General features: G+C 43.8%; 15 protein-coding genes, 1 tRNA gene and 1 pseudogene. 6 read left to right on the top strand and 11 right to left on the bottom strand.

Annotated features, from left to right (window positions below; genetic code table 11):
* Nucleotides 1-18: 18 nt before the first annotated feature.
* From GT348_RS02435 to GT348_RS02420, 4 genes are all read right to left on the bottom strand, one after another.
* Nucleotides 19-1,062, bottom strand: coding sequence for a rod shape-determining protein (locus tag GT348_RS02435; RefSeq protein ID WP_160618360.1), 1,044 nt, complete (start codon nucleotides 1,060-1,062; stop codon nucleotides 19-21).
* Between the two features lie 181 nt (nucleotides 1,063-1,243).
* Complete coding sequence (locus tag GT348_RS02430) at nucleotides 1,244-2,011, bottom strand: sulfite exporter TauE/SafE family protein (protein WP_160618359.1); 768 nt, start codon at nucleotides 2,009-2,011, stop codon at nucleotides 1,244-1,246.
* Nucleotides 2,012-2,078: 67 nt separating this feature from the next.
* A complete protein-coding gene (locus tag GT348_RS02425; RefSeq protein WP_160618358.1) occupies nucleotides 2,079-3,653 on the bottom strand; it encodes a 2-isopropylmalate synthase in 1,575 nt (524 codons plus the stop codon).
* Between the two features lie 234 nt (nucleotides 3,654-3,887).
* Nucleotides 3,888-4,769: an N-acetylmuramoyl-L-alanine amidase family protein gene (locus tag GT348_RS02420; protein WP_160618357.1), complete on the bottom strand. Its 882-nt coding sequence runs from the start codon at nucleotides 4,767-4,769 to the stop codon at nucleotides 3,888-3,890.
* Nucleotides 4,770-5,339: 570 nt separating this feature from the next.
* Between GT348_RS02420 and GT348_RS02415 the strand changes: the two genes are divergently transcribed.
* Nucleotides 5,340-8,075 carry an Rne/Rng family ribonuclease gene (locus GT348_RS02415; protein WP_160618356.1) on the top strand — a complete coding sequence of 912 codons (2,736 nt, stop codon included), beginning with the start codon at nucleotides 5,340-5,342 and terminating at the stop codon, nucleotides 8,073-8,075.
* A gap of 61 nt (nucleotides 8,076-8,136) precedes the next feature.
* On the opposite strand, the gene GT348_RS02410 is transcribed toward GT348_RS02415, so the two are convergent.
* Complete coding sequence (locus tag GT348_RS02410) at nucleotides 8,137-8,484, bottom strand: hypothetical protein (RefSeq protein WP_160618355.1); 348 nt, start codon at nucleotides 8,482-8,484, stop codon at nucleotides 8,137-8,139.
* Entirely contained in the window at nucleotides 8,481-10,022 is a 1,542-nt protein-coding gene (gene xseA / locus GT348_RS02405) for an exodeoxyribonuclease VII large subunit (protein ID WP_236646556.1), read from the bottom strand. Before xseA ends, GT348_RS02410 begins: the two co-directional genes overlap by 4 nt.
* 63 nt (nucleotides 10,023-10,085) lie before the next feature.
* Here xseA and purD point away from each other — a divergent pair, with 63 nt between their 5' ends.
* Nucleotides 10,086-11,318 (top strand): phosphoribosylamine--glycine ligase, encoded by a 1,233-nt coding sequence (gene purD, locus GT348_RS02400; protein WP_160618354.1) that lies wholly within the window; start codon nucleotides 10,086-10,088, stop codon nucleotides 11,316-11,318.
* 99 nt (nucleotides 11,319-11,417) lie between these two features.
* Here the strand turns inward: purD and GT348_RS02395 are convergent, their stop codons facing one another.
* The 3 genes and pseudogenes from GT348_RS02395 to polA all read right to left on the bottom strand — a co-directional run bounded on the left by GT348_RS02395 (nucleotide 11,418) and on the right by polA (nucleotide 15,487).
* On the bottom strand, nucleotides 11,418-12,083 hold the full coding sequence (locus GT348_RS02395) for an HAD family hydrolase (RefSeq protein WP_160618353.1): 666 nt from the start codon (nucleotides 12,081-12,083) through the stop codon (nucleotides 11,418-11,420).
* Nucleotides 12,084-12,094: 11 nt separating this feature from the next.
* A complete protein-coding gene (locus GT348_RS02390; RefSeq protein ID WP_160618352.1) occupies nucleotides 12,095-12,709 on the bottom strand; it encodes an SCO family protein in 615 nt (204 codons plus the stop codon).
* Nucleotides 12,710-12,728: 19 nt separating this feature from the next.
* Nucleotides 12,729-15,487, bottom strand: a pseudogene (polA, locus tag GT348_RS02385) (DNA polymerase I).
* Between the two features lie 51 nt (nucleotides 15,488-15,538).
* Here polA and GT348_RS02380 point away from each other — a divergent pair.
* Nucleotides 15,539-16,543 (top strand): alpha/beta hydrolase, encoded by a 1,005-nt coding sequence (locus tag GT348_RS02380; protein WP_160618351.1) that lies wholly within the window; start codon nucleotides 15,539-15,541, stop codon nucleotides 16,541-16,543.
* Between the two features lie 3 nt (nucleotides 16,544-16,546).
* Here GT348_RS02380 and GT348_RS02375 read toward each other — a convergent pair whose 3' ends face one another.
* Nucleotides 16,547-18,172, bottom strand: coding sequence for a dihydroxyacetone kinase subunit DhaK (locus GT348_RS02375; protein WP_160618350.1), 1,626 nt, complete (start codon nucleotides 18,170-18,172; stop codon nucleotides 16,547-16,549).
* Between the two features lie 243 nt (nucleotides 18,173-18,415).
* Here GT348_RS02375 and GT348_RS02370 point away from each other — a divergent pair.
* The 3 genes from GT348_RS02370 (at nucleotide 18,416) to GT348_RS02360 (ending at nucleotide 21,246) form a co-directional block, all read left to right on the top strand.
* Nucleotides 18,416-18,492: transfer RNA gene (locus tag GT348_RS02370), tRNA-Arg, on the top strand.
* A gap of 282 nt (nucleotides 18,493-18,774) precedes the next feature.
* Nucleotides 18,775-19,965 carry a hypothetical protein gene (locus GT348_RS02365; RefSeq protein ID WP_160618349.1) on the top strand — a complete coding sequence of 397 codons (1,191 nt, stop codon included), beginning with the start codon at nucleotides 18,775-18,777 and terminating at the stop codon, nucleotides 19,963-19,965.
* 357 nt (nucleotides 19,966-20,322) lie between these two features.
* Nucleotides 20,323-21,246, top strand: a complete 924-nt coding sequence (locus GT348_RS02360; RefSeq protein WP_160618348.1) for an ornithine cyclodeaminase family protein — start codon at nucleotides 20,323-20,325, stop codon at nucleotides 21,244-21,246.
* Nucleotides 21,247-21,268: 22 nt separating this feature from the next.
* On the opposite strand, the gene GT348_RS02355 is transcribed toward GT348_RS02360, so the two are convergent.
* Complete coding sequence (locus GT348_RS02355) at nucleotides 21,269-22,168, bottom strand: SDR family oxidoreductase (protein WP_305764644.1); 900 nt, start codon at nucleotides 22,166-22,168, stop codon at nucleotides 21,269-21,271.
* Nucleotides 22,169-23,227: the final 1,059 nt, after the last annotated feature.

Below are 23,227 nucleotides of genomic sequence, written 5' to 3'. Positions count from 1 at the left end.
AACAAACCTCACAGACACTTAATACATACTACTCAAAACATTTTTAAGGCGTGGCATTTCTTCTAATGCACGACCTGTACCTAATGCTACACAGGATAACGTATTTTCTGCAACAAAAACAGGCAGGCCCGTCGCATCACGCAAAACATCATCTAAACGATTAAGAAGTGCACCACCACCTGACAGTACGATACCTTTTTCGACAATATCCGCTGCTAATTCGGGAGGCGTATTTTCAAGAACCGTCGCAACAGCTTCTACAATATGGCTGACCGGCTCTTCTAAAGCTTCGGCAATTTGCGCTTGTCCGACTGTCACTTCGCGCGGTACACCATTAACTAAATCCCGACCTTTGAGGGTCTGTGTAGGACCGTCACCACCTTCTGGAGGTAGAGACGCAGCACCAAGCTCAATTTTAATGCGTTCAGCCGAGCTCTCACCAATTAACAAATTATAGTTGCGCCGAATATAGGCTATAATGGCCTCATCCATCTGGTCTCCACCAACGCGGGCAGAGCGAGCATAAACGATGCCCCCAAGTGAAATTACGGCAACTTCTGTTGTACCACCACCAATATCGACAATCATGCTGCCTGATGGCTCGGTCACTGCCAAACCGGCACCAATAGCAGCCGCCATTGGCTCTTCAATTAAATAGACCTTCCGTGCCCCTGCACTTTCAGCCCCTTCCTGAATGGCACGCCGTTCAACGGCTGTAGAACCAGAAGGCACGCAAATAACAATTTGAGGACTAAAAAATGACTTACGGTTATGCACTTTGCGGATGAAATATTTAATCATTTCTTCCGCACTTTCAAAATCAGCGATAACACCATCACGCAAAGGACGGATAGCCGTGATATTTCCAGGAGTACGCCCGACCATTTGTTTCGCTTCGTCCCCGACGGCCAAAACCTGTCTACGACCTCTTATATCAGTAACAGCTACAACTGAGGGTTCATTGAGCACAACGCCCCGCCCCTTAACATAGACGAGTGTATTGGCTGTGCCTAAGTCAATTGCCATGTCAGCCGACATGAGACCCAGCAGACGAGAGAACATCCGAAACTCCTGGCAGAACACCTTAACATGTAAGGCGATGGAAAATATTTATGCGCCGATTACCTACCCATAACTTATAATGCTTGTGCTAAAGTCGGACTGGCAACCAGTTGAGACAGTATTAGCCTCAACGCCCCCTGCTTAATCAAGTCTTTCACGTAAGAAAGTGAAAAATAATTTGTTAAATTATATGTAAGCCTATGATTATAAGCAAAATTCCCATAAACCAGCGCTGAAAAGTCTCATTTAAGCGTCCCACGCAAATTGTTCCCAACATGATACCAGGAATAGATCCTGCTAGTAAACGCCATAAGACTCCAATATCCACGGCTCCAGTTAGCCAATGACCACCTCCCGCTATGAGGGTAAGCGGCACAGCATGGGCAATATCTGTAGCAACTAAGACCCGGAAAGAAGAAGCAGGATATAAAATCAGCAAAACCGCCATCCCAATGGCGCCGGCCCCCACAGAAGAGAGAGTCACCATTACACCCAAAACAAACCCTAACAAGCAAGTTAGGAGTCTTACTCTTGCAATGCCATTTAAGGCATGGCGTTGAGCCCAATCATGAAGCTGGGGACGAAAAATAACGGCAGGAGCTGTTAAAAGCAGCGAAAAGCCAAGAACAATACGAATAATATGCGTTAAAAAGTCCGAACCATCTATATTATCTATAAACGTCAAACATAATATAGATGCTGGCACACTTCCCAACATCAGCCATAGAACAATTTTCCAATCAATTGTGCCTAAATGTCGATTAAGGGCTGTGCCCGATAACTTTGTAATGGCAGCATAAAAAAGGTCAGTCCCAACAGCCATATGGGGCTTAATGCCACAAAATAAAATAAGGAGTGGCGTCATTAGAGACCCACCCCCTACCCCTGTCATTCCTACTAAAAAACCGACAAGTAGCCCAAAGATTGTATAGACCCATCCATGAACCATTTTCCTATCTCCTGGGCATAAAAAAAGGTGCCTCTTCATAGTAAAAAGACACCTTTAAATTATCTAGTTAGGAAATTATCTCTTCTGGCGCTGTCCGTTGCCTTTTGACTAGAAGCTTGTTTAAAGCATGCAAATAAGCTTTTGCTGCCGAAACAACCGTATCTACATCGGCGCCTTGACCATCGACCAACCGGCCGTTTTCTTCTAGGCGTACAGTTGTGCGCGCCTGAGCGTCAGTCCCCTGAGTTACGTTGGCAACAGAAAATAACCCCAATGTTGCCTGATGTGGAAACGCCTCATTAATGGCTTTAAAGACAGCATCAACAGGACCATTACCCTGTGTAGACACTTTTTTGATCTCGCCATTATCTGATAGTGTAAGCGTAATTTTCGATGGGGAAGTTGTGCCGGCCTGGACTTCGAGCTCCACTAATTGCAGCTGATTATGACCACGCTCATTTTCATCAATCAAAGCCCGGATATCATCTTCAAATACTATTTTTTTCTGATCAGCCAGATCTTTAAAACGCTGAAACGCTTCATTAAAAGCCGCTTCTTCTAATGGCTTGTACCCCATTGACTGAAGTTTATCGCGAAATGCGGCCCTACCTGAATGTTTTCCCATTACCATTGAGGAACTTGTCCAGCCGACACTTTCTGGTGTCATAATTTCGTAAGTGCCAGCATGTTTTAAAACACCATCTTGGTGAATGCCGCTTTCATGAGCAAAAGCATTGCGCCCCACAATGGCTTTATTAGGTTGAACGTCAAAGCCGGTGATGCTGGCTAGTAGGCGCGACAAACCCAAAAGTTTTTCGGTTTTGATGTTATTGCTCTTGCCATAACGGTCACGCCTCGTACGAAGCGCCATGATTATTTCTTCTAAAGCAGCATTACCAGCACGTTCACCAATACCATTAATGGTACATTCTATCTGACGAGCGCCCCCCTCAATAGACGCCAGCGTGTTGGCAACGGCCAGCCCCAAATCATTATGATTATGAGTTGAAAAAATCACCTCATCTGCGCCTGGCACACGTTCACGCAACATTGCAAAAATAGCCTGAATTTCTTCAGGAGTAGAAAAACCTACAGTGTCAGGTATATTGATTGTCGTTGCGCCATTTTTAATAGCCATTTCTACACAGCGGCATAAAAAATCAGGCTCAGTACGACAACCATCTTCGGCTGACCATTCAACATCATTTGTAAAATGACGGGCTTGCTGGTTGCCTTTGGCAATGATCTCCAAAACAGTTTCAGGCTCCATACGTAATTTATATTTCATATGGAGAGGAGAGGTTGAAATAAAATTGTGAATACGGCTGCGTTCTGCATTTTTTAAAGCTTCGCCAGCAGCTTCAATATCGCGTTTGCCACCACTACGTGCGAGAGCGCAAATAACAGACCCTCTCACATTGTCGGCAATTGTCTGGACACTTTCAAAATCACCCGTTGAAGCAACAGGAAAACCTGCTTCAATCACATCAACCCCAAGCTCTGCCAGAGCATGAGCAACACGAAGCTTTTCATCTATATTCATAGAAAAGCCAGGAGATTGCTCACCATCTCTCAAGGTTGTGTCAAATATGACAACGCGATCGTCAGAAATTAAACCAAATGAAGGATGTTGAAATGTCATTATCAGGTAACTGCCTTATCTAGACTACGTTGAGGAAATTTTTGTTTCTCGTCCCCTGAACGCAGCCGGCCATTACCTGCACAGCTCAGCGTTCAGGGGCTAATAAGTCGAAGAAGAAGGCAGTTAAAAAATTTCATATCACTGACATTGATAGACAACGATTTTATTTAACGCAAGCAGATCATTTTAACTTTACCAAGATATTTTCAAAGAAAAGATTTTTATTTGTCTGTTTTAACCTAAGGGATGCTTCTGTGAAGCAAAATAAGCATCGACTGCGTGCTTCATTGCTAGGGCAACTTGTTGGCGGTGTTTAGCCTGCTTCAAAGCGGCTTCATCTAACCTGTTGGACATAAAACCCATCTCTACCAGCACAGAAGGAATATCGGCTGATTTCAGCACCATAAAGCCTGCATGACGAGCGGGATGCGTTAATAAATTTATTCGGTTTCGAAATGATTTCACAACACTTGCCGCCATGTGGGCTGAGCCCCGTCTTGTTTCTTCATGCACAAGGCTTGCTAAAATTTGTTGCACCTCTGGTGACAAACCATGAAAAGAAGCAGAAGCAAAGCGGTCAGCGCTATTTTCTCTTTGAGCCAAGAAAGCCGTTTGTCGGTCTGATGCTCCACTAGAGAGAGTATAAACGCTTGCCCCTCTTACATTACGATTGAGCAAAGCATCAGCATGCATAGAAATAAAAAGCTTGGCACGGTGTTTATGTGCAAGCTCAACCCGGCCCTGAAGAGGGATAAATTTATCTTCAGAGCGTGTCATGACAACATTGTAACGCCCTGAACCCTGGAGCAAATTATGAAGGCTATGTGCTGCTGCCTGGGCAATATGCTTTTCATAAGCACCAGAAACGCCAATCGCGCCAGGATCCTTACCACCGTGACCAGGATCTAGCATGATAACAGGTTTGGGCGGAGGGGCATTGCGGTGTACAGCCGGCGCATGAAGTATTTTTTTTGCTTTTACAGGGTGGGCAACATGATGAGATTTTACGACCTTACGGTGCTTTATTCGACGCGCCTTTCGTACGCGTGCCCACAATGTTTGGGGTAGAAATAACCCCCCTGTTAAAAAGCTGACTAAAAAGCGCCTCGTCAGCATAAATCTTCTCTCCTCACCAAGCCCAAAATCTAAAGACGATTCCTTTAATAGTAAGATGATAATAGGCGATAGTTAGCCTTTCAAACGACTAAACGATTAGTAAGAATAAGAGTTTTAGTTTGCTCGCTTGCTATTGCTCTGCTTTTAGGCCATTTTCGTGTTAAGAAGGTTTGGTCTATGCAGATGATCCTTAAAGCCCCGGACAAAATTGCGCTCCGATGTGGCTAAGAACCCTGCATCACTGACCTTAAAAGGTAGCATATTGGATCTGAAAGGATAGAGGCTGATTATTTAATAGTCTCTTCATTCACTATGATTCGATACGTTCCAGAATGCTTAATATAATTTGGGTATGTTAAAATAACATATTCAGATTTCGTTTTCTCCGGCGCTTTTAAGGCCGGACCGTTTATTGCAGGGGTCGATATTGTTTGGAGCGTATATAAACAGAGGCATCAGTACAATTTTTGCCCGTTTAACGCCTGAGATCTGCCCTTTTCTCCTCTTTGATTACAAGCGCTCATTTATAATTGCTTTTAAAAAGCATGGCGCCCCGGAGTTTAGTCTTTCATGACAAAGCATATGCTCATTGACGCCACTCACGCTGAAGAAACACGTGTTGTGGTCATGAACGGCAGACGCATTGATGATTACGATGTTGAGACCTCAGCTCGTCGACAGCTGAAAGGCAATATCTATCTTGCCAAAGTCATCCGCGTTGAGCCCAGCCTTCAGGCTGCTTTCGTTGATTATGGTGGAAACCGACACGGCTTTTTAGCTTTTAGCGAAATTCACCCAGATTTTTTTCAAATACCTGTAGCCGATCGTGAAAAACTTCTTGCCTTACAAGATGAAGAAACCCGCTATGATCGTCGCTCTCATTCATCCTATGATGAGTCTGAGAAAAAATCCTATTTAGAGCCAGATGATTTTGCTGATGATCACAATTTGGAGTCACCTGACTCTGATGATGGTGATGACCAGGATTACTCTCCTGAAATGGTCAGTGGCGAGCATGACACGGGCGATGAGCATCTTGCTGCCCGCAGAACAGACCGGTTTTTAAAAAATTACCGCATTCAGGAAGTTATAAGACGCCGCCAGATTCTTTTGGTACAGGTCGTTAAAGAAGAACGTGGCAATAAAGGTGCTGCTTTGACGACCTATATCTCTCTGGCGGGACGTTATTGTGTGTTAATGCCAAACGCCTTACGGGGCGGTGGGGTTTCTCGTAAAATCACCTCTGAAACTGACCGTAAGCGTTTAAAAGACATTGTTAGCCAGCTTGGTCTCCCCCGTTCTATGGCCATGATTATTCGTACGGCTGGGGCTGGTCGTCCAGAACAAGAAATTATCAGAGACTGCGATTATCTTCTGCAACTATGGGATGATATACGCAACCATGTTCTTGCTTCCATGGCACCAGTTTTGGTCTATGAAGAAGCAAGCCTGATCAAAAGAGCCATAAGAGATCTTTTCTCACGTGATATTGAAGATATCTATATTGATGGCGAAACAGCCTGGAAAAGTGCTCGCGAATTTGCGCGCTTACTTATGCCCCATAGCGCACGCAAAATTAAGCTTTGGCAAAATAGAGGTCAGACACTTTTTTCATATTACAATGTCGAAGCCGCTCTCGATGCAATGTATTCACCAACAGTGCGCTTAGAATCAGGCGGTTATCTCGTTATTAATCAGACTGAAGCTTTGGTTTCTATCGATGTTAACTCTGGGAAATCCACCTCTCAGCGCGATATTGAAGAAACAGCTATCCGTACAAATCTTGAAGCTGCTGAAGAAATTGCCCGTCAGTTAAGATTGCGTGATTTAGCCGGCCTGATTGTGATCGATTTTATCGATATGGAAAGCCGTCGTCACAATATCCAGGTAGAGCGCCGCTTAAAGGAAAACCTTAAGCAGGATCGGGCTCGTATCCAAATTGGCCGCATCTCACATTTCGGCTTGCTGGAAATGTCACGCCAACGTTTACATCCTTCATTAGCTGAAACAATGCTTACGCCTTGTCCACATTGTCATGGCACTGGCTCTGTTAGAGGGACGGAAAATATTGCCCTGCATGTTTTGCGCTCTATTGAAGATGAAGCATCACGTCGTTTAAGTAATGAAATTTGTGTTTTCACACTTCCTGACATTGCCCTTTTCATTCTCAACGCAAAACGTACCAAACTAGCAGAGATTGAAGCACAACATTACGTAAGCATTTTCTTCCGCACGGATGAAAATCTTGGTGAAGAAAATGTGCGTATTGAACATTCAGGACGACGCTACGAAAACAGACCTCAACCTCCCGCACTGCCAGCAGCTTCAGAAAAAGTTCGTACAATTGCTATTGTCGAAGGTGAAGCCCCTGCCGTTATTGAGGCGGGATCAGACGCACAACCTCAAGAAGAGCCGGCTCAAGACCAGACAAGACGCCGTCGTCGCAGAGGAACACGCCGTCACAACCAGCACCGCGAAGTTAACGAACAAACGGTTCTGCCATCTGAAGAGCAGGCTCCTATTGAAGAAGAGCCAGTACGTAATGCAAAAAATATTCCTACTGAGACTGAAGGTCTGGCACCAGGCCGCCGTCGCACGCGTACTCATCGCCTCAATAACCCTCCTCGTAGAGGCACAAAAGAAGCCGCTACTGAGCAGGGTCGCGAGCAAGATTTATCTCGACAGAAACGTTACGAAAAGAAAAACGAGCCCGTTCTTCCTATTTATCAGGGCCCAACACCGGCTGATCCCTTTGGAGGATTTGATATCTTCGAGGTGATTAACCGTCATGACGATCTTGCTTTGGAGGCTGCAAAATCTTCCTCTAAAAGCACTGACCCTGCCTCTGAATCGGTTAAAGAAGAAAAAGCACCTCAAAGCGAGGAAAAAGCGCCACGACGCAGACGCACTCGCTCTACACGTGCTAAAAAAGTTGAAACCACGGAAGTTTCTGCCATAGACACAGAAATAGCTGTTGAAATTCAACCAGCAGCCGAAAAAGAAACAGCTCAACCAATACAAGGTTATTGGCGGAGTAATAAACGCAAAGCAACCCAAAGCACCGAAATTGCAGAAACAGCAAATGAGGTCGACGTAGCGGTTGAAGAGCCAGCTCCTTCTGAAGAGAAGAAAAAGAGCTCCACTACTCGTAAGCGCCGCACAACAACGCGTCGCAAAAAAGCTGAGCCTAAAGATGAGACTGCCAATGGTGACTCACCTGCAGGTGAAAACAGCGCCGCACCTCAGCCTATTAATGTTGATGATGCTAAAATCAGCAAAAGACGTGTAGGTTGGTGGAAACGCTAAAATACAAAATGGCCGGATTTAATATCCGGCCATTTATATAAAAACTATTTTACTAAAAAATCTAACGACAGACTGTTGGATTTCCACTTTCAGAAATATAAGTACCCGTTAAAGGTTGAAAACAGGCATTAAGAGCGCAATTATTACCGCTCATAAGGCTCTGGCCATAAATTTTTTCACCTGTTTGGGCCTGCTCATGCAAAGCATTGCCACATAATGGTGTTGTCACGGGGGCAGAAGGCAAATTATATTTTGTGCGATTAGTAGACGATATCCCAGAACTAGCAACCATATCGGGAGCAAAACTCTGTTGTGTTACGCGCCGATTTTGCGGTTGTGTATGAGAACAGCCTGCTAAAATACTGGCTAGGCAGAGTGACCATAAAATATGTTTCGGCGATAGTCTCATAACCCTAACTCTCCTTGACCAGGTTTTTTTAGAGATTTTTTAGCTGATGATTTAAATGTTTTTTGAGCACGGCTTAATGTCTTACCCGTTGCTCCTGTTTCTAAATCATCAATAAAGGGATCAAGCTGCGCGTGTCGCTTACCATCAGCAAAATTAAGAGAAACAACTGCTCTTTTTTCTAACGCGGCAGAATTTGTAATAGCTCGCCCCTGATGATCCTGAACAAGAACATAACCTCTCTCCAAGATCGCTTTAGGTGATACAGCAGCAAGATGGCCCTCAATACCTTTTAACCGCGTGTGGTAAAGGCCTAAAAGCGAGCGCAGCATATCCACCCTTAAAGGTGCACGTAAAAGCTTGATCTGCTGTGCCTGAATGAAATCTTTCCATCTGAGATTTAACCCCTCTACCCCATTTTGCAAAGCAGATGTTTTATTTTCGATAAAGCGTTCTGGCTGAGGGAGATAATAAGCTTTATGGTCTAACAAGGCGCGAGATTTTGTAACACATCTTGGCAAAGCCAAATCAAGCCTATGACTTCGATCATCAAGGCGCATTCTTGCTGTATCAAGTAAAGCAGGCAAATCAGGTAAAGCCGCAACATTTTGCTGCAATGCCATCTGAAAGCGCTGTTTTATAGACGCAAATCCACCAGCCAAACGCGCTGCACGATGGGCTAAATCTGCAACTAGTTCAGAACGCAGAGGCATAGCCATTTCTGCCGCAGCCGTTGGGGTTGGTGCACGTCTATCCGAAACATAATCTATTAATGTCGTATCAGTTTCATGCCCTACAGCCGAAATTAACGGTAAAGGACAGGAAGCCGCAGCCCTGACAACCTGCTCATCATTAAAAGCCATAAGATCTTCTAACGAGCCACCTCCCCGCGCCACAATAACAACATCAGGTGGGATAGGACTACGTGCTATAGACTCAATGGCTGTCTTAATCTGAAGGACCGCTCCCTCACCCTGAACAGCAACAGGCCATAAAATAATTTCGCAAGGGAAACGTCTTGATAATGTTGTGCAAATATCATGCAGTACGGCCCCGGATCGAGAGGTAATGACCCCGATACGACGAGGCAAAAACGGCAAGGCCTTTTTACGATTCTGATCAAATAAACCTTCTTCTTGCAAACGTCTTTTTAATTGTTCAATCCGTGCAAGAAGAGCGCCTTCTCCAGCAAATTCTAATTTATCTATAATGAGCTGATAACTGGACCGCTCCCCATAAGAAGAAATGCGTCCAGTCGCGATAACCTCCGTACCATTTTCCGGTTTTAAACCGAGACGTGATACAGAGCCACGCCATATCACCCCGGAAATTTTCGCATTTTCATCTTTAAGAGATAAATAAATATGCCCAGAGGGATAACGCTTTAGTTCGGTAATTTCACCTCTCACCCGGACACGGCCAAAAGCACCTTCTAAGGTGCGTTTAATAGCGCCCGAAATATCAGAGACTGAATATTGGGGAATATTTGAAAGGGGTAGAGCAGAATCTTCTGCATTGCGCGTGAACAGGCTTTCCATCATGGGGCTAGTCTATGCTAAACATTCTGGGAAACGAAGCCTGAAATTGTCATAAAGGATAGTCTTATGCGTGTTCTTCTTGTTGGTTCTGGTGGGAGGGAGCATGCTTTAGCTGAGGCTATTGCCCGATCAGCAGATATTAGCACTCTTTATGCTGCCCCTGGAAACCCGGGAATAAGCAAAATTGCACATTGTGTTTCTATTGCAGCCGATGATATTGAGGGCTTGGTAAATTTTGCTAAAGCAGAGAAAATTGACCTCGTCGTTCCCGGTCCCGAAATATCACTTGTTGCCGGTTTAGCTGATGCCTGCGAAAAAGCCGACATAGCCTGTGCTGGCCCCTCTAAAGCTGCGGCACAACTTGAAGGAAGCAAAGCTTTTACTAAGGAAATAGCTGATGCGGCCTCTATTCCAACTGCACGGTGGCAGCGTTTTGAAAATAATAAAGAAGACGCTATAGCCTATATACGTCAGCAAGGTGCTCCAATCGTCATTAAGGCTGATGGCTTGGCCGCGGGTAAGGGCGTTATTGTCGCTCAGACAGTCGAAGAAGCAGAAAAAGCCGTCGAAACACTCGGCCTTCCTCTTGTTATCGAAGAATGTCTTTTTGGCAAAGAAGTCTCCCTTTTTGCTTTCTGCTCTGGCAAAGAGGCCGTTTTGATTGGAGCAGCGCGTGATCATAAACGTGTTGGGAATGGTGATACTGGTCCCAATACAGGCGGTATGGGAGCGATTTGTCCCCCACCTGATTTTGACCGCTCAGCCCAGGAAAATGCACTTGATCTGACTGTGCGCCCTATGCTTGCTGAAATGGTCAAACGAGGAACACCATTTAAAGGCGTAATTTTTGCCGGCCTTATGCTCACAGATGAAGGGCCTAAGCTTATAGAATATAATGTCCGCTTTGGTGATCCAGAGGCTCAGGCTCTTTTAATCCGCCTGGAAAGTGATTTACTGCCCGTTCTTAAATCTTTGGCCAAAGGTGAGCTGGCAGGATCTGAGGTTACATTCTCGAATGATCCTTCTATCTCTCTGGTTTTAGCCGCAGAAGGATATCCAGACTCTCCTAAAAAGGGTGGCGTTATCACAGGAATAGACCACGCCGCTGCACAGCCTGGGGTCAGTGTTTTTCATGCAGGTACAGCCATTAAAGATGGCCAGCTTATTGCCTCAGGAGGGCGTGTTCTTACGATTTGCGCTACAGCTTCAACCCCTGAAAAAGCACGCAGCCGCGTTTACGAAGCTGCTGCCGCTATTCAATGGGAAGATAAAATGCTTAGGAGCGATATCGGATTATAATCCGCTTTTAAAACACACAATATAAAGACAGCATCTTTAGAAGGGAGAAAATGCTCAAAGAGCGATTTCTCCCTTTTCTCTAGGCTTGGAATTTTAAATTTAAGATCTCAGCAACTTAGGTAAATCTGAAAATTTATTGATCTGAAAATTCGGTCTTAAAGCCAGACATGCCTCTGTAACGCCATGGCCATAGGCCGCCCAGCATGAAGCAATATTGATTTCTTGAGCAAATTTTAGATCTGCCAATGTATCACCAACTATAAGCATATCTGAAAGAGGAACATGCGGAAATAGCGGCTCTAGGCGTTGTGTATAAACGGTTGGATCAGGCTTACGAGGTTTATCTTCCTCTGCCCCTATAACAACATCAAAAAAAGATGTGATGCCAAAATGCTCAAGACCTTTTTTTAAAGTTTGAGCATGTTTGTTACTGATTACAACAAGCTGATGATTTTGCTTTTTCAACTCTTCTAACGTGCTAACGACATTGTCAAAAAGAACTGTATCTTCCAAATCAGCTTTGACATAATATTTTCTATAAAGACGGGCAAATTCATCGGCTTCTTCTGCTGTACCACCGGGAACAGAAAGACGAAAAAATTCCCGAAGAGTACCCCCCTGGCCAATATGAGTTTCCAAAATATTAGCAGCTGGCGGCTTATGTCCGATTTCTTTAATGGCCTGTGTTATGCTTTTTAAAATTGCTGGTCGCGTTTCGGCAAGTGTACCATCATAATCGATTAGTAAAAACGGGTAATGCGGCATTCCACCTTCTTTCAGTTGTGAACAACGTAGGTTGTGAGACGTTTATGAAGTTCTTCCTCCGATAAGGATGAAGGAATGGAAGCAACATAGCGACTTTGAGGATTCATTAACACAAAATGAGGTGCAGGCGCATAATAACCGCCTTGCTCCATCGTTAAAGGAGCATGATAAAGCGCCGTCATGGCCCTGATCATGTTTTCAGTGGCATAAAATGGCCAAATATTTGGGGCAACAGCCTGAACGTAATCTTCCAAATCATCTGTGTCAGGTGCTGTATAATCAAGTGAAACGACTAAAGGCACAATAAGATGACGTTCTTTTTTGAGAGTCTCTAAAGTTGTAGCGAGTTTCTTTAAAGTAGGCTGACATAAATCTTTAGGACAACGTGGATCAACAAACCAGACAAGCAGCCATTTTCCGTAAAAATCGCCCTCTGTTGCGGTGCTACCCGCCATGGAAACAACCCTGAAGCTCCCTCCAACAGGGTTTCCATTAGACTGAACCAAATGTTTTTGCCCTACCGAGGATGCCAGACGAAAGGCACCAAACCCTAATAACGCAGCAACAACAACTAAAGCACTAATGATGAGTGTAATACGCTTAATTATTTTATTAGAGTCGCTCATAATTTTATTTTCATCCTTTTTAATGAGCTTCTGCCCAATTAGGGCCTATGCCTGTTTCTACAGCCAAGGCAACATCAAGTTGAACAACACTCTCCATTTCTTTTTGAACAAGTTTTGCAAATTCTTGAGCATTTTCCTGTTTGACTTCAAACAGCAACTCATCATGAACTTGTAGCACCATTTGCGCTGGCAAATGTTTTTCAGAAATGAGCCTATCAACACGAATCATAGCACGCTTGATAATGTCAGCTGCCCCACCCTGTAATGGGGCATTAATCGCCTGACGCTCTGCATAGGCACGTTTTGCCGCATTACGTTCCTTAATCCCTGGAACATAGCAACGCCTCCCGAAAGGTGACGTAACAAAGCCATTTTCACGCGCTTCTTCTTTTACTCTTTCCATATAAGCGCGAATACCGGGATAACGCTTGAAATAAGTATCTATATAGCTTTTAGCCTCTCCAGGTGAGATCTGTAACTGTCTGGCAAGGCCAAAGGCTGAAATGCCATAAATAATACCAAAATTAATCGCTTTGGCCCGCCGCCGCGTTACAGAGTCCATCGATTCAAGCGGTACACCAAATACCTCAGAGGCTGTACGAGCGTGAATATCCTGCCCTAGCTGGAATGCTTCAATCAAAGGTTCGATTTTAGCAACATGAGCTAATAAACGCAGTTCGATCTGGCTATAATCTGCAGAAACCAGCACATGACCTGGTGAGGCAATAAAGGCCTTGCGGATACGGCCTCCTTCCTCTGTCCGAATAGGAATATTCTGTAAGTTTGGCTCGTTAGAAGAAAGACGCCCTGTGGTCGTAATTGCCATTTGAAACGTTGTATGAACACGCTGCGTTTGCGGATCCATTAATTTTACAAGAGCATCTGCATAGGTCGATTTGAGTTTGGCCAATTGCCGCCATGCAAGAATTTTTGCAGGAATTTCATGCCCCTGCTCAGCAAGCGCTTCTAAGGCAGAGGAATCTGTACCCCAACTACCATTTTTTGTTCTTTTACCGCCCGCAAGTTGCATTTCATCAAAAAGGATTTCACCTAATTGTTTAGGCGAACCTACATTAAATTCACGCCCGGCCAGTTGATGAAGCTCCTGCTCCATCTGCGCCATCCGCCTACTAAACTCTGCGGACATATCCCGCAGATCCTGGGCATCAACCCTGACACCCTCAGTCTCCATTCTTGTAAGCACATTAATGAGGGGCCGCTCAGTCATTTCATATAAAGCCACAGCTTTATATGCCAATAATGACGGACGAAGAACTTCCCATAATCTGAAAGTGACGTCGGCATCTTCGGCGGCATAGGCTGTTGCGCGATCAATAGGCACTTGTGCAAAAGGAATACGCTGACGGCCCTTGCCCGTAACATCATCATAAGCAATAGGGCTATGATCAAGATGAAGGCGTGATAGCTCATCCATCCCCTGACCATGCTCACCAGCTGACTGCACATAAGAAAGGAGCATTGTGTCATCTATAGGCGAGATTTGCGTCAGACCTACATTATTAAAGACTGTCAGGTCATATTTGGCGTTCTGAAAAAGCTTTAATACCGTGTCATCAGCCATGAGGGGCGTTAATGTCTTGATAACATCTTCCACCTCTAATTGCTGACCTGCTGGGGCTTCCAACGTTCCTTCATGGCGTAAAGGAATGTAACATGCTTTCCCGGCTTCTATAGCCAGAGATACACCCACTAACTGCGCTGCACGTGCGTTGAGGCTATCTGTTTCTGTATCAACAGCAACCACCCCCTTTTCCTGTGCTGCCTTCACCCAATTTTTGAGAGCATCAAGCGTTGTAACAGTCTCATAAGGTCCAAAAGCAGCAGCTTCTTTGCCAGCTTCTTTTTGAAAAGGTGCCTTAGCTGCCGAATGTAATGAAGAAACCGCAGATGCCCCATTCTTTAAGCCCAGACGCTGCAAAATAGAACCAAAACCCATTTTCTCTAGCCATGGGCGCAAGGTCTCAGAATTGGGCTCCTGATAACGCATCTCATCGAGATTATAAGGCACCGGCACATCATCAGCTAATAAGACCAGCTTACGTGAAATACGGGCAGCCTCAGCATGATCTATAAGATTTTGCCGCCTTTTAGACTGTTTCATTGAAGGCGCAGCCTCTAATACAGCCTCTAAATTTCCATATTCCGAAATAAGCTGCGCCGCCCCTTTGGGGCCTATACCAGGAACCCCCGGTACATTATCGGTCGGATCGCCCATTAAGGCTTGCACTTCAACCACCTGGGAAGGATGGACGCCAAATTTGGCTTCTACCTCTGCTTCACGGATCGGTTTTTGCTTAATCGGGTCCATCAGCTCAACGCCAGGGCGCACAAGCTGCATTAAATCCTTATCAGAAGAAATAATAGTACAGTGCTTGCCCTCTGCAACAGCATGACGGGCATAAGTTGCTAAAAGATCATCAGCTTCCCATCCAGGCAACTCAATAGCTAAAATATTAAAAGCTTCTGTCGCCTCTCGAATAAGAGAAAATTGCGGCACGAGATCTTCTGGCGGAGGGGACGATGTGCTTTGTAATCGGGATAGATTTCATTTCGAAATGTTTGGCGAGATGCATCAAAAATAACGGCAACTGAATGGCCTTTATGCTCTTTCAGCAAACGCGACAGCATATTGGTAAAACCATAAACAGCATTAACAGGCGTGCCGTCAGGACTGCTCATAGGAGGCAAAGCATGGAAAGCTCTGAATATAAAGCCAGATCCATCTACCAAGACGACATGATCTTTTTCTGACGTCATATTCATTCTCCTGCTCGCCCTTAAGATAATATCAGATATAAACTATTGCCTATGATAAGCGCATTCTCCCCCAACTCAAAACGACTCTTTATCGTTCTGACACTCTTTTTTATGTGCCTTGCAGGCTGCACTACCCCACCAACCCCCTCTCATTTGCCACATAATGCTCAGGAAAGCGCTCTTATCAAGCCCGATCTTACTCTCAAAATGAGCGACGGCGCTTTAATTCCCATGCGTTTTTACCTCCCTCCCCCAGGGCAGAAAATACGTATTTATATTTTAGCTCTTCATGGCTTTAACGATAGCCGCGATGGTTGGGAGTTTTTGGCGCCAGCCCTAACACAAAAAAATATTGCTCTTATTGCACCTGATATTAGAGGGTTTGGCGGAACCCAGCCTTCTATCAGATGGTCTTCAGCCAAACGCTTGACCCAAGATGTAAGGGAAGAGACTGAATGGCTCCATAACCATTACCCTACAATCCCTCTTTATCTTATGGGAGAAAGTATGGGAGGTGCTTTGGCCCTATTAAGCGCCCAACATAATCCATATCTTTCAGGAACAATTCTTCTCGCTCCCGCTATTATGGAGCTCAATCCAATTTTAGATATGGCCTTAACCTTATGGGATGGCATTACCCCCGATCTACTCATGACTGAATCTGATGTCCCGGGACATCATATTGCGACAGATAATTACCCTGCCCTACGTCGTTTATATTTCGACCCTCTCACGCGCCATGACACAACCATTCATGCACTTTATGGTCTGACAAAGCTTATGGCAAAAGCAACCAGCCAAACCTCAAAAGCTCCAATGCCACTTTTGGTCATATTTGGGTCACGTGATCAATTCGTCCCTCGCCACGCTTACGTTACTCTTTTGCAAAATTTGCCGAAAAATGCACGCATCGACGAGCTTGATTACAGCTATCATCTTTTAAGCAGAGACAAAAATGGGGTGAGCCAAGACATAATTTCCTGGCTATTCACCCCACAAAAATTCTTGCCTTCTGGAGGAGACTTTGCAGCCGCCTCCTGGCAAAATATACCTTAATATTTAAGAAAGAGCTTTACTTAGCCCTTCTAACAAGCGTGCAATCGCTTCTGCCCCTGGGTCAGGGATAGAACGTAATTGCTCTTCTGGTACGTAAGCTGCACGACCAGCTCTTGCTTTCATTAATTTAGTCCGCTCAGCACCGGCACGTGCGGCTTGAGCAGCGTCTTCAAGCTTGCCAGTTTGTTTAAGCGCCTCTAAGGCAGGAACCAGGGCATCAATCATGGTGCGGTCTCCCAAAGAAGCCCCGCCATAATGCTGCATAAGCTTCACACCCTGCAACAGACCCTCTTTCCAATCTTCATTCTGCCCAGCTGCTGAAAATAAAATCGACAGCAACACACCGCTTGAACCACCGGAGTAACGCGCCAGAAGGTTACTAATTGTCTCACATAATTCTTTTGGCGAATTTAAAGGCAGCTTATCTAAAGCCCTAAAAATCTGACGACCAGATTCAGCAAAAGTAGAGCCTGCATCCCCATCGCCGATTTTTTCATCCAGAGCATTGAGGGGCTGCTCATTTTCATCAAGAATACGTGCCCCCTCTTTTATCAAACGCTCCAAATACTCATTGTGAGAAGAAGCATGCTTGAAAGTCTCTGGAAGTTTGGGCGCCTTTAAGGTGGGAATTTCACTCTGGAATGGCACCATTACAGGCCATGCAGGAGGAGCAACCTTCGCTTGCAAAGCTTCTACAAACTCTGCCTTAGCTGGCATAATTGTAAGTGAAAAACCGACCATATCCAGCGCTGTCATTAAAGGCGCCGGGCCAATAACCCATTTAACACGTGAGCAAAAAGGATTGCGCGCTACAGAATCCATAATTGCCTGAGATTCAATAACTGGGACAGCACCCAACATATTGACCATCAATACAAGCTCTTTATCTTCAAGAGCCGGGGCTAATTTAGCAATAACGCGCTTTGTAAGCTCATCAAGAGGCGCCATAGGAAGACGCTCTGCACCTGGCTCACCGTGAATTCCTAAACCAAGTTCAATCTCATCATCACCAAGGCGACAATGATGGCCAGGCTCAAAAACGTCGCAATCTGTGAGTGCTAATCCAAGAGACTTAACAGAGTCTACAGCCTCTTTGGCTATTTTTGTAACCTCTTCTAAAGAGGCTCCCTGTGCTGCTTTATGGCCAACAATTTTTTGCACCATAACAGTGCCCGCAATAGCGCGGGCTTTTTTCGTCTGACCTAAAGCAATGTCATCATGAATCATGACAACTTCTACTTTATAGCCCATGGCACGTGCCTGTTCAGCCGCAATACCAAAATTCAAACGGTCACCAGTATAGTTTTTGACCAGTACGATACAGCCTGCGTCACCCGTAACAGCTAAAATGGCTGCTAAAATTGCATCTACACTAGGAGAGGCAAAGAGGGCACCGCAGACAGCAGCTGTCAGCATGCCCTCGCCAACAAAACCAGCGTGAGCCGGCTCATGGCCAGACCCCCCACCAGAAATAACGGCAACTCTGCTTTTATCCCAGTCTTTTCTAACAATGACTTGAATGCCATCAGCGCCACTCAATTTTTGCAATTGTGCGCCATAAGATGAGCGAACAAGGCCATTGAGAGCCTCGTTGACAATGGCATTTCGGTGATTGCAGAACCGTTTCATACTGTACCTCACACTTTATAATTATGTGATTTTTGCTGTGATGGAAGATAGGCCTTTTCCGTACTTTTGGCTTATCACGATAATGTGAGGCAAGTGATAAGTTTTTAACAAATTTTCATAAAAAAATTGAAAAAACAGCTTTATTGCTTTTACCGTGTAATAAAATCGGACCTTGGCAGCAAAGCTTAATTTAAGGACTAGCCAAACGAAGTCTAATTCTTTAATAAAGCGGGTACTTACGTAGGACCCGTAGCTCAGCTGGATAGAGCGTTGCCCTCCGAAGGCAAAGGCCGCGCGTTCGAATCGCGCCGGGTCCACCATACTCTCTTAACAACATGAGAAAGCCGCTATTTCTAAAAGTAAGTTTGCTTTTTTAAATTGCCTGACTGTCAGAACTTTGCCTACTACATTTATGGGAAACCATTCCTAATTAACTGAACGGTATATGTAACCCTGCTTCTTTTATTTAAGAATGGCCCCGACACTCATTTCATAACACATTTGCAACAAAAATATTTTTTATTAGCCCTATAAAATATAGAAATAAAAAAACTATTCTAAAAATTATTATTTATCTAATTATTATAATATATGGAGTCACTATGCTTATTTCTAGAAAAACAGCTATTATCCCCACGGGCACATCTTGCATGCAGGGCAGACAAATAGAAAACGCGGCAACTATTTTTGGAAAAAAGCTAAATACAAATTTTAAATCAGAATCTTCATTTTTTAAGTTTATCTACCAAGAACCTTGGGGTTTACCCATTATTTTCGACAAATATGTCAGGCAAAACCAAGAAATCCTTGTAGAAGATATTAAAATTGAAGATCATTATTCAAAATGCCCTTATCTTGCCCCTACTGGCTCATGGTTTGTACACCACGAACCCTTCAATGAGATTAGAGAAACAGGGATTATTCGTACAGATGAGCAAAGACTCATAAATGTACAAGAAAAATATAACTATCTTCTTAAGAAGATGAAAAATCTTGCCACTATCCCCAAAAGATATTTTATTTTTGGCAATGCAGATATAGACGTCATGTTGTGGAAAAGGTACACGGAAGGCCGAATTATATGGAGATTTACTAAACAAAACGTCGAAGATACTTGTAAGGCGATAAACCGTGCCTTTCCGACTGGTGAGAATGTTCTCATATTTGTTACCAATCGGCGCAATGTTATTAGCGGGCTGGATTGCTGTTACATTTACGTCCTTGATGATGCTGACGATTGGCACGGTGAAAATGCTGGTTGGGAAAATGTTTTTGACACCCTTCCTTCATCTACAAGCAACGAAAGTGTCAACTTCTCACGGAATGCCCAATATCTTGCCACCCGAAATCCTCACGTGCGGCGTTTAGATGCTTATAACCCTGCCATGCAAAGCCATTCTACTCAAGTTAACCGGAAAGATGGTCACTTTTTAATCTCTTGTGATGAGGGAGGTGATATTATTTGGGGACCTTATATTCGTCTCAGCCCGGGGAAATATGAGGCCGTGATCGAGTTTTTGCCTTTTCCTCCCACAAAGTGGTCTAAAATTTTAATTTGGAAACATAACGTCACCAAAGCGCATATCAAGCATAGTGGAATTTTTAAGATCAAAGCAGATTCAGGCAATAAAATTCTTGGTGAATGTGTCGTGACTCAAGATATTGTCAGCGCAGATGGTTTAATACGGGTACCGCTTACCATCTCAGAAGATACCTATAAAGTAGAACTGACACTCTTTGGAGATAAAGGCTTTCAAGCCCACGTAGCATATTTTGCCCTAAAGGCACTCTAATAATCTTTCCCTTCCACGGGCTTCAAAGAAAAACCACCTTAAGGCGGTTTTTTTGAGCTTAGTAATGGTTTGCTACGACTTAATTTCAGAAGCTGGCATTTATCTATTGCTATAATTACAAAAACGCTTTCATCCCAAAAAATACGATATATTTAACTTTCCGTGCCTCTTTTAATCTTCATTATTTTGCAGGCTTGCATAAAATACGCCAGACACATTACGCTATGTTATATTTTTAAAAAAAAAGTAACATGCATGAGAACACTAAATAAAATTATATCAGGCTAGACATACTTTCAGACTATTTCAGACATTATTTTATAATATTACCTAAAACCAGCAATAGCAGGCCTTATCATGCGCATAATCAACTATAACGATTTTATTCCCCATCTTAATTGGAATGAAGCTGTAAATGCTCTCAAAGAAGGACATCATTATCCAAAAGCTGAAATAGGTGATTTATTTTTAGGACCTGATAAAGCGACCCTACTTAATCGTGCAGCTTTTATTAAGGGCCTGGGATATGGTGTTAAAGCCGTTACGGTAATGGATGAAAACAGGCATCGTCATTTACCAACAGTACAAGGCGGTATGTTCTTTTTTGACCATGAAACAGGGTCACTCCGGGCTATTTTAGAAAGCCGTTTGGTAACGGACATTAAAACTGCAGCCGATTCAGTTTGCGGAGCAAGCTTTTTGGCCCGTGAAAATAGCCACACATTATTAATTGTGGGGGCTGGTAATATGGCTCAAAGCATAGCACATGCTTACAGTGCTCTCTTCCCCTCGCTAAAAAATATTATGATATGGAGCCGTCGTCCCGAACAGGCAGAAAAACTTGCTCAGTCTCTCCATGATCTACGCCCTTCGGTCAAAGCTGTGCCTGATCTGGCTCAGTCTTGCGCCCAGGCTGACATAATTTCTACCGTGACCATGGCACGAGAGCCCATTATTTGTGGGGCCTGGATAAAACCCGGCACCCATATCGATCTTATTGGTGCTTATAAGGCTGATATGAGAGAGGCAGATGATGACTTGATAAGTATAGGACGCTTATTTGTCGATTCCCGTGACACGACCATACATCATATTGGTGAACTCATAGAACCTTTACGCTCAGGCATTATTACAGAGAGCTCAATTTTGGGAGACCTTTATGATCTGGTTAAAGGCAGGGCTGGACGTTCGAGTCATGATGATATTACCATTTTCAAAAATGGCGGGGGCGCCCATTTAGACACAATGATCGCCCATTACATGACTCAAACGCTCAGCTAATCTGTCCTTATTTTTAGGTCATCTACCCTGGCATACCATTGCCACCGGTAATACCCCACACTTGTGCTGTTACATAACTACTCTCATGAGAAGCGAGCGTGACATAAACAGGGGCAATTTCTACGGGCTGACCAGGGCGTTGATAGGCTGTTTCTGAGCCAAATTTCTCGACTGCTGATTGTGGCTGACCTCCACAGACCTGCAAAGCACTCCAGAAAGGACCAGGCGCCACGGCATTGACGCGTATTCCTCTTTTGAGGAGCTGCTGGCCGAGAGTATGAGTCATATTAGCAATCGCGGCCTTGGTCAGAGAATAATCGACCAAAATAGGGCTTGGAGAATATGCATTACTTGAGGTTGTATTGATAATTGCGCTTCCTTTGGGCAAATGTGGTACAGCAGCTTTTACCAGCCAAAATAACGCATAAATATTTGTTTTAAGCGTCCAGTCAAACGCCTCGGTTGTCAGCTCCAAAATATCTTCGCAATATTGCTGCCGGCCTGCATTATTGACGAGAATATCAAGCCCACCCAATTTTTCTACAGCAGTTTTAACAACATTTTGACACACTTCCTCTTTGCGCAAATCTCCTGGAAGAGCCACAGCCTTGCGCCCTTCTTTCTGAATCAGCTCAATGACTTCGCGTGCATCACTTTCCTCTTGAGGAAGATAGCTAATCGCAACATCAGCACCTTCACGCGCATAGGCAATCGCGACAGCTCTTCCTATACCAGAATCACCACCTGTAATAAGTGCCTTGCGACCAGCTAGGCGTCCTGAGCCCTTATAACTGGTTTCTCCACAATCAGGACGTGGATCCATTTTGCTTTGTAAACCTGGCCATTGCTGAGGCTGTTTTGGAAATGGGGGTTTAGGATAATGCCCAACTGGGTCAGCCTGGCTTTGCATTCCCGCTCCCATTGTAGAAGAAGCCCCTTCAGCTGCATGAGCAGATGGAATAACAGACAAAGACCCCAATGCTACAGCGCTAGAGAGGACCGTGCGCCGTCCTACAGAAGGGCGGTCTTTTTTATTCTGGCCTGTCAAAGAGGAAGTCTTTTTCTGTGCATCAGTTTCTGATTTGCGTGCCATAAACGTCTCTCCTTAATCATGCGACTATGGCTAGGATTTTATGTCTAAAATTATGAATAACCCTTAGCACTGCGCATTCGATTAGCTGGGGTAAAGATGGTCTTTTGAGTATAAAGACACTCTAAGAGAGCATGACTCTTTCAGATTAATTTATAATGAAAATAGCTCAAATCTGCGCTATCATCTCAAAAAACTCGGCAATGTGATGAATATTTTTATTGCAAAGATTTTTATATCTAAAGACCTAATGACATTATTTATTTACTCACTTAATAAAGAGCCTTAGCTTATATGACAGCCAGCTTAGACTAATAATTAAAATATTTTAGACAAATTCTCATACTTGCCAAAAACAATTTTAATATTAATTAGGTAAACCGAGCTTATTTAATAAAGATAACAGCATTTTGCCCAATTTCTTTTATGTAGCGGCAAAAGTAAAGTTGAATTCTACGCAAATATCGCTCTAAAAAAACTCTTTAAGCTTCTTAATTTTTGGAGCAAAACTACCTTGCAGCGCCACAATAACCGCAGTTACTGATAACCTACATCAATCAGATACAGCTTAATGTGCCGGCATATTTATTTAACCAGCTAAGGGTAAGTACGACGATAAAATAACCAAAATCAGCTTTTTAAAAAAAGGGGAAAGAAAAAAGTCAATTTATTTTATACTAGAATTATCTAATCTTAGAGTTAAAAAAATTAATAATACATTACGACTACAAAATATAAAATTTGGTTTTGGTCCACTATAAAGCCCTTCACTCAGACGTAAAATCTTTTAAAATAATTTAATTATTTATTACGGTATCATAATTTTTATGATATTCTGTACGCATATAACACCTAATTTTCCTGGCTAATTCCTTTGTCTAATTATCTTTT

This window comes from Aristophania vespae (genome assembly GCF_009906835.1).
Classification (GTDB): domain Bacteria; phylum Pseudomonadota; class Alphaproteobacteria; order Acetobacterales; family Acetobacteraceae; genus Aristophania; species Aristophania vespae.
The sequence above is the reverse complement of the archived record's forward strand: the minus strand, read 5'-3'. Positions and strand labels throughout refer to the sequence as shown.

Coding starts and splice junctions, on each gene's coding strand:
- GT348_RS02435 (WP_160618360.1), bottom strand. CDS start 1,062: ATGTTCTCTCGTCTGCTGGGTCTCATGTCGGCTGACATGGCAATTGAC.
- GT348_RS02430 (WP_160618359.1), bottom strand. CDS start 2,011: ATGGTTCATGGATGGGTCTATACAATCTTTGGGCTACTTGTCGGTTTT.
- GT348_RS02425 (WP_160618358.1), bottom strand. CDS start 3,653: ATGACATTTCAACATCCTTCATTTGGTTTAATTTCTGACGATCGCGTT.
- GT348_RS02420 (WP_160618357.1), bottom strand. CDS start 4,769: ATGCTGACGAGGCGCTTTTTAGTCAGCTTTTTAACAGGGGGGTTATTT.
- GT348_RS02415 (WP_160618356.1), top strand. CDS start 5,340: ATGACAAAGCATATGCTCATTGACGCCACTCACGCTGAAGAAACACGT.
- GT348_RS02410 (WP_160618355.1), bottom strand. CDS start 8,484: ATGAGACTATCGCCGAAACATATTTTATGGTCACTCTGCCTAGCCAGT.
- xseA (WP_236646556.1), bottom strand. CDS start 10,022: ATGATGGAAAGCCTGTTCACGCGCAATGCAGAAGATTCTGCTCTACCC.
- purD (WP_160618354.1), top strand. CDS start 10,086: ATGCGTGTTCTTCTTGTTGGTTCTGGTGGGAGGGAGCATGCTTTAGCT.
- GT348_RS02395 (WP_160618353.1), bottom strand. CDS start 12,083: ATGCCGCATTACCCGTTTTTACTAATCGATTATGATGGTACACTTGCC.
- GT348_RS02390 (WP_160618352.1), bottom strand. CDS start 12,709: ATGAGCGACTCTAATAAAATAATTAAGCGTATTACACTCATCATTAGT.
- GT348_RS02380 (WP_160618351.1), top strand. CDS start 15,539: ATGATAAGCGCATTCTCCCCCAACTCAAAACGACTCTTTATCGTTCTG.
- GT348_RS02375 (WP_160618350.1), bottom strand. CDS start 18,172: ATGAAACGGTTCTGCAATCACCGAAATGCCATTGTCAACGAGGCTCTC.
- GT348_RS02365 (WP_160618349.1), top strand. CDS start 18,775: ATGCTTATTTCTAGAAAAACAGCTATTATCCCCACGGGCACATCTTGC.
- GT348_RS02360 (WP_160618348.1), top strand. CDS start 20,323: ATGCGCATAATCAACTATAACGATTTTATTCCCCATCTTAATTGGAAT.
- GT348_RS02355 (WP_305764644.1), bottom strand. CDS start 22,168: ATGGGAGCGGGAATGCAAAGCCAGGCTGACCCAGTTGGGCATTATCCT.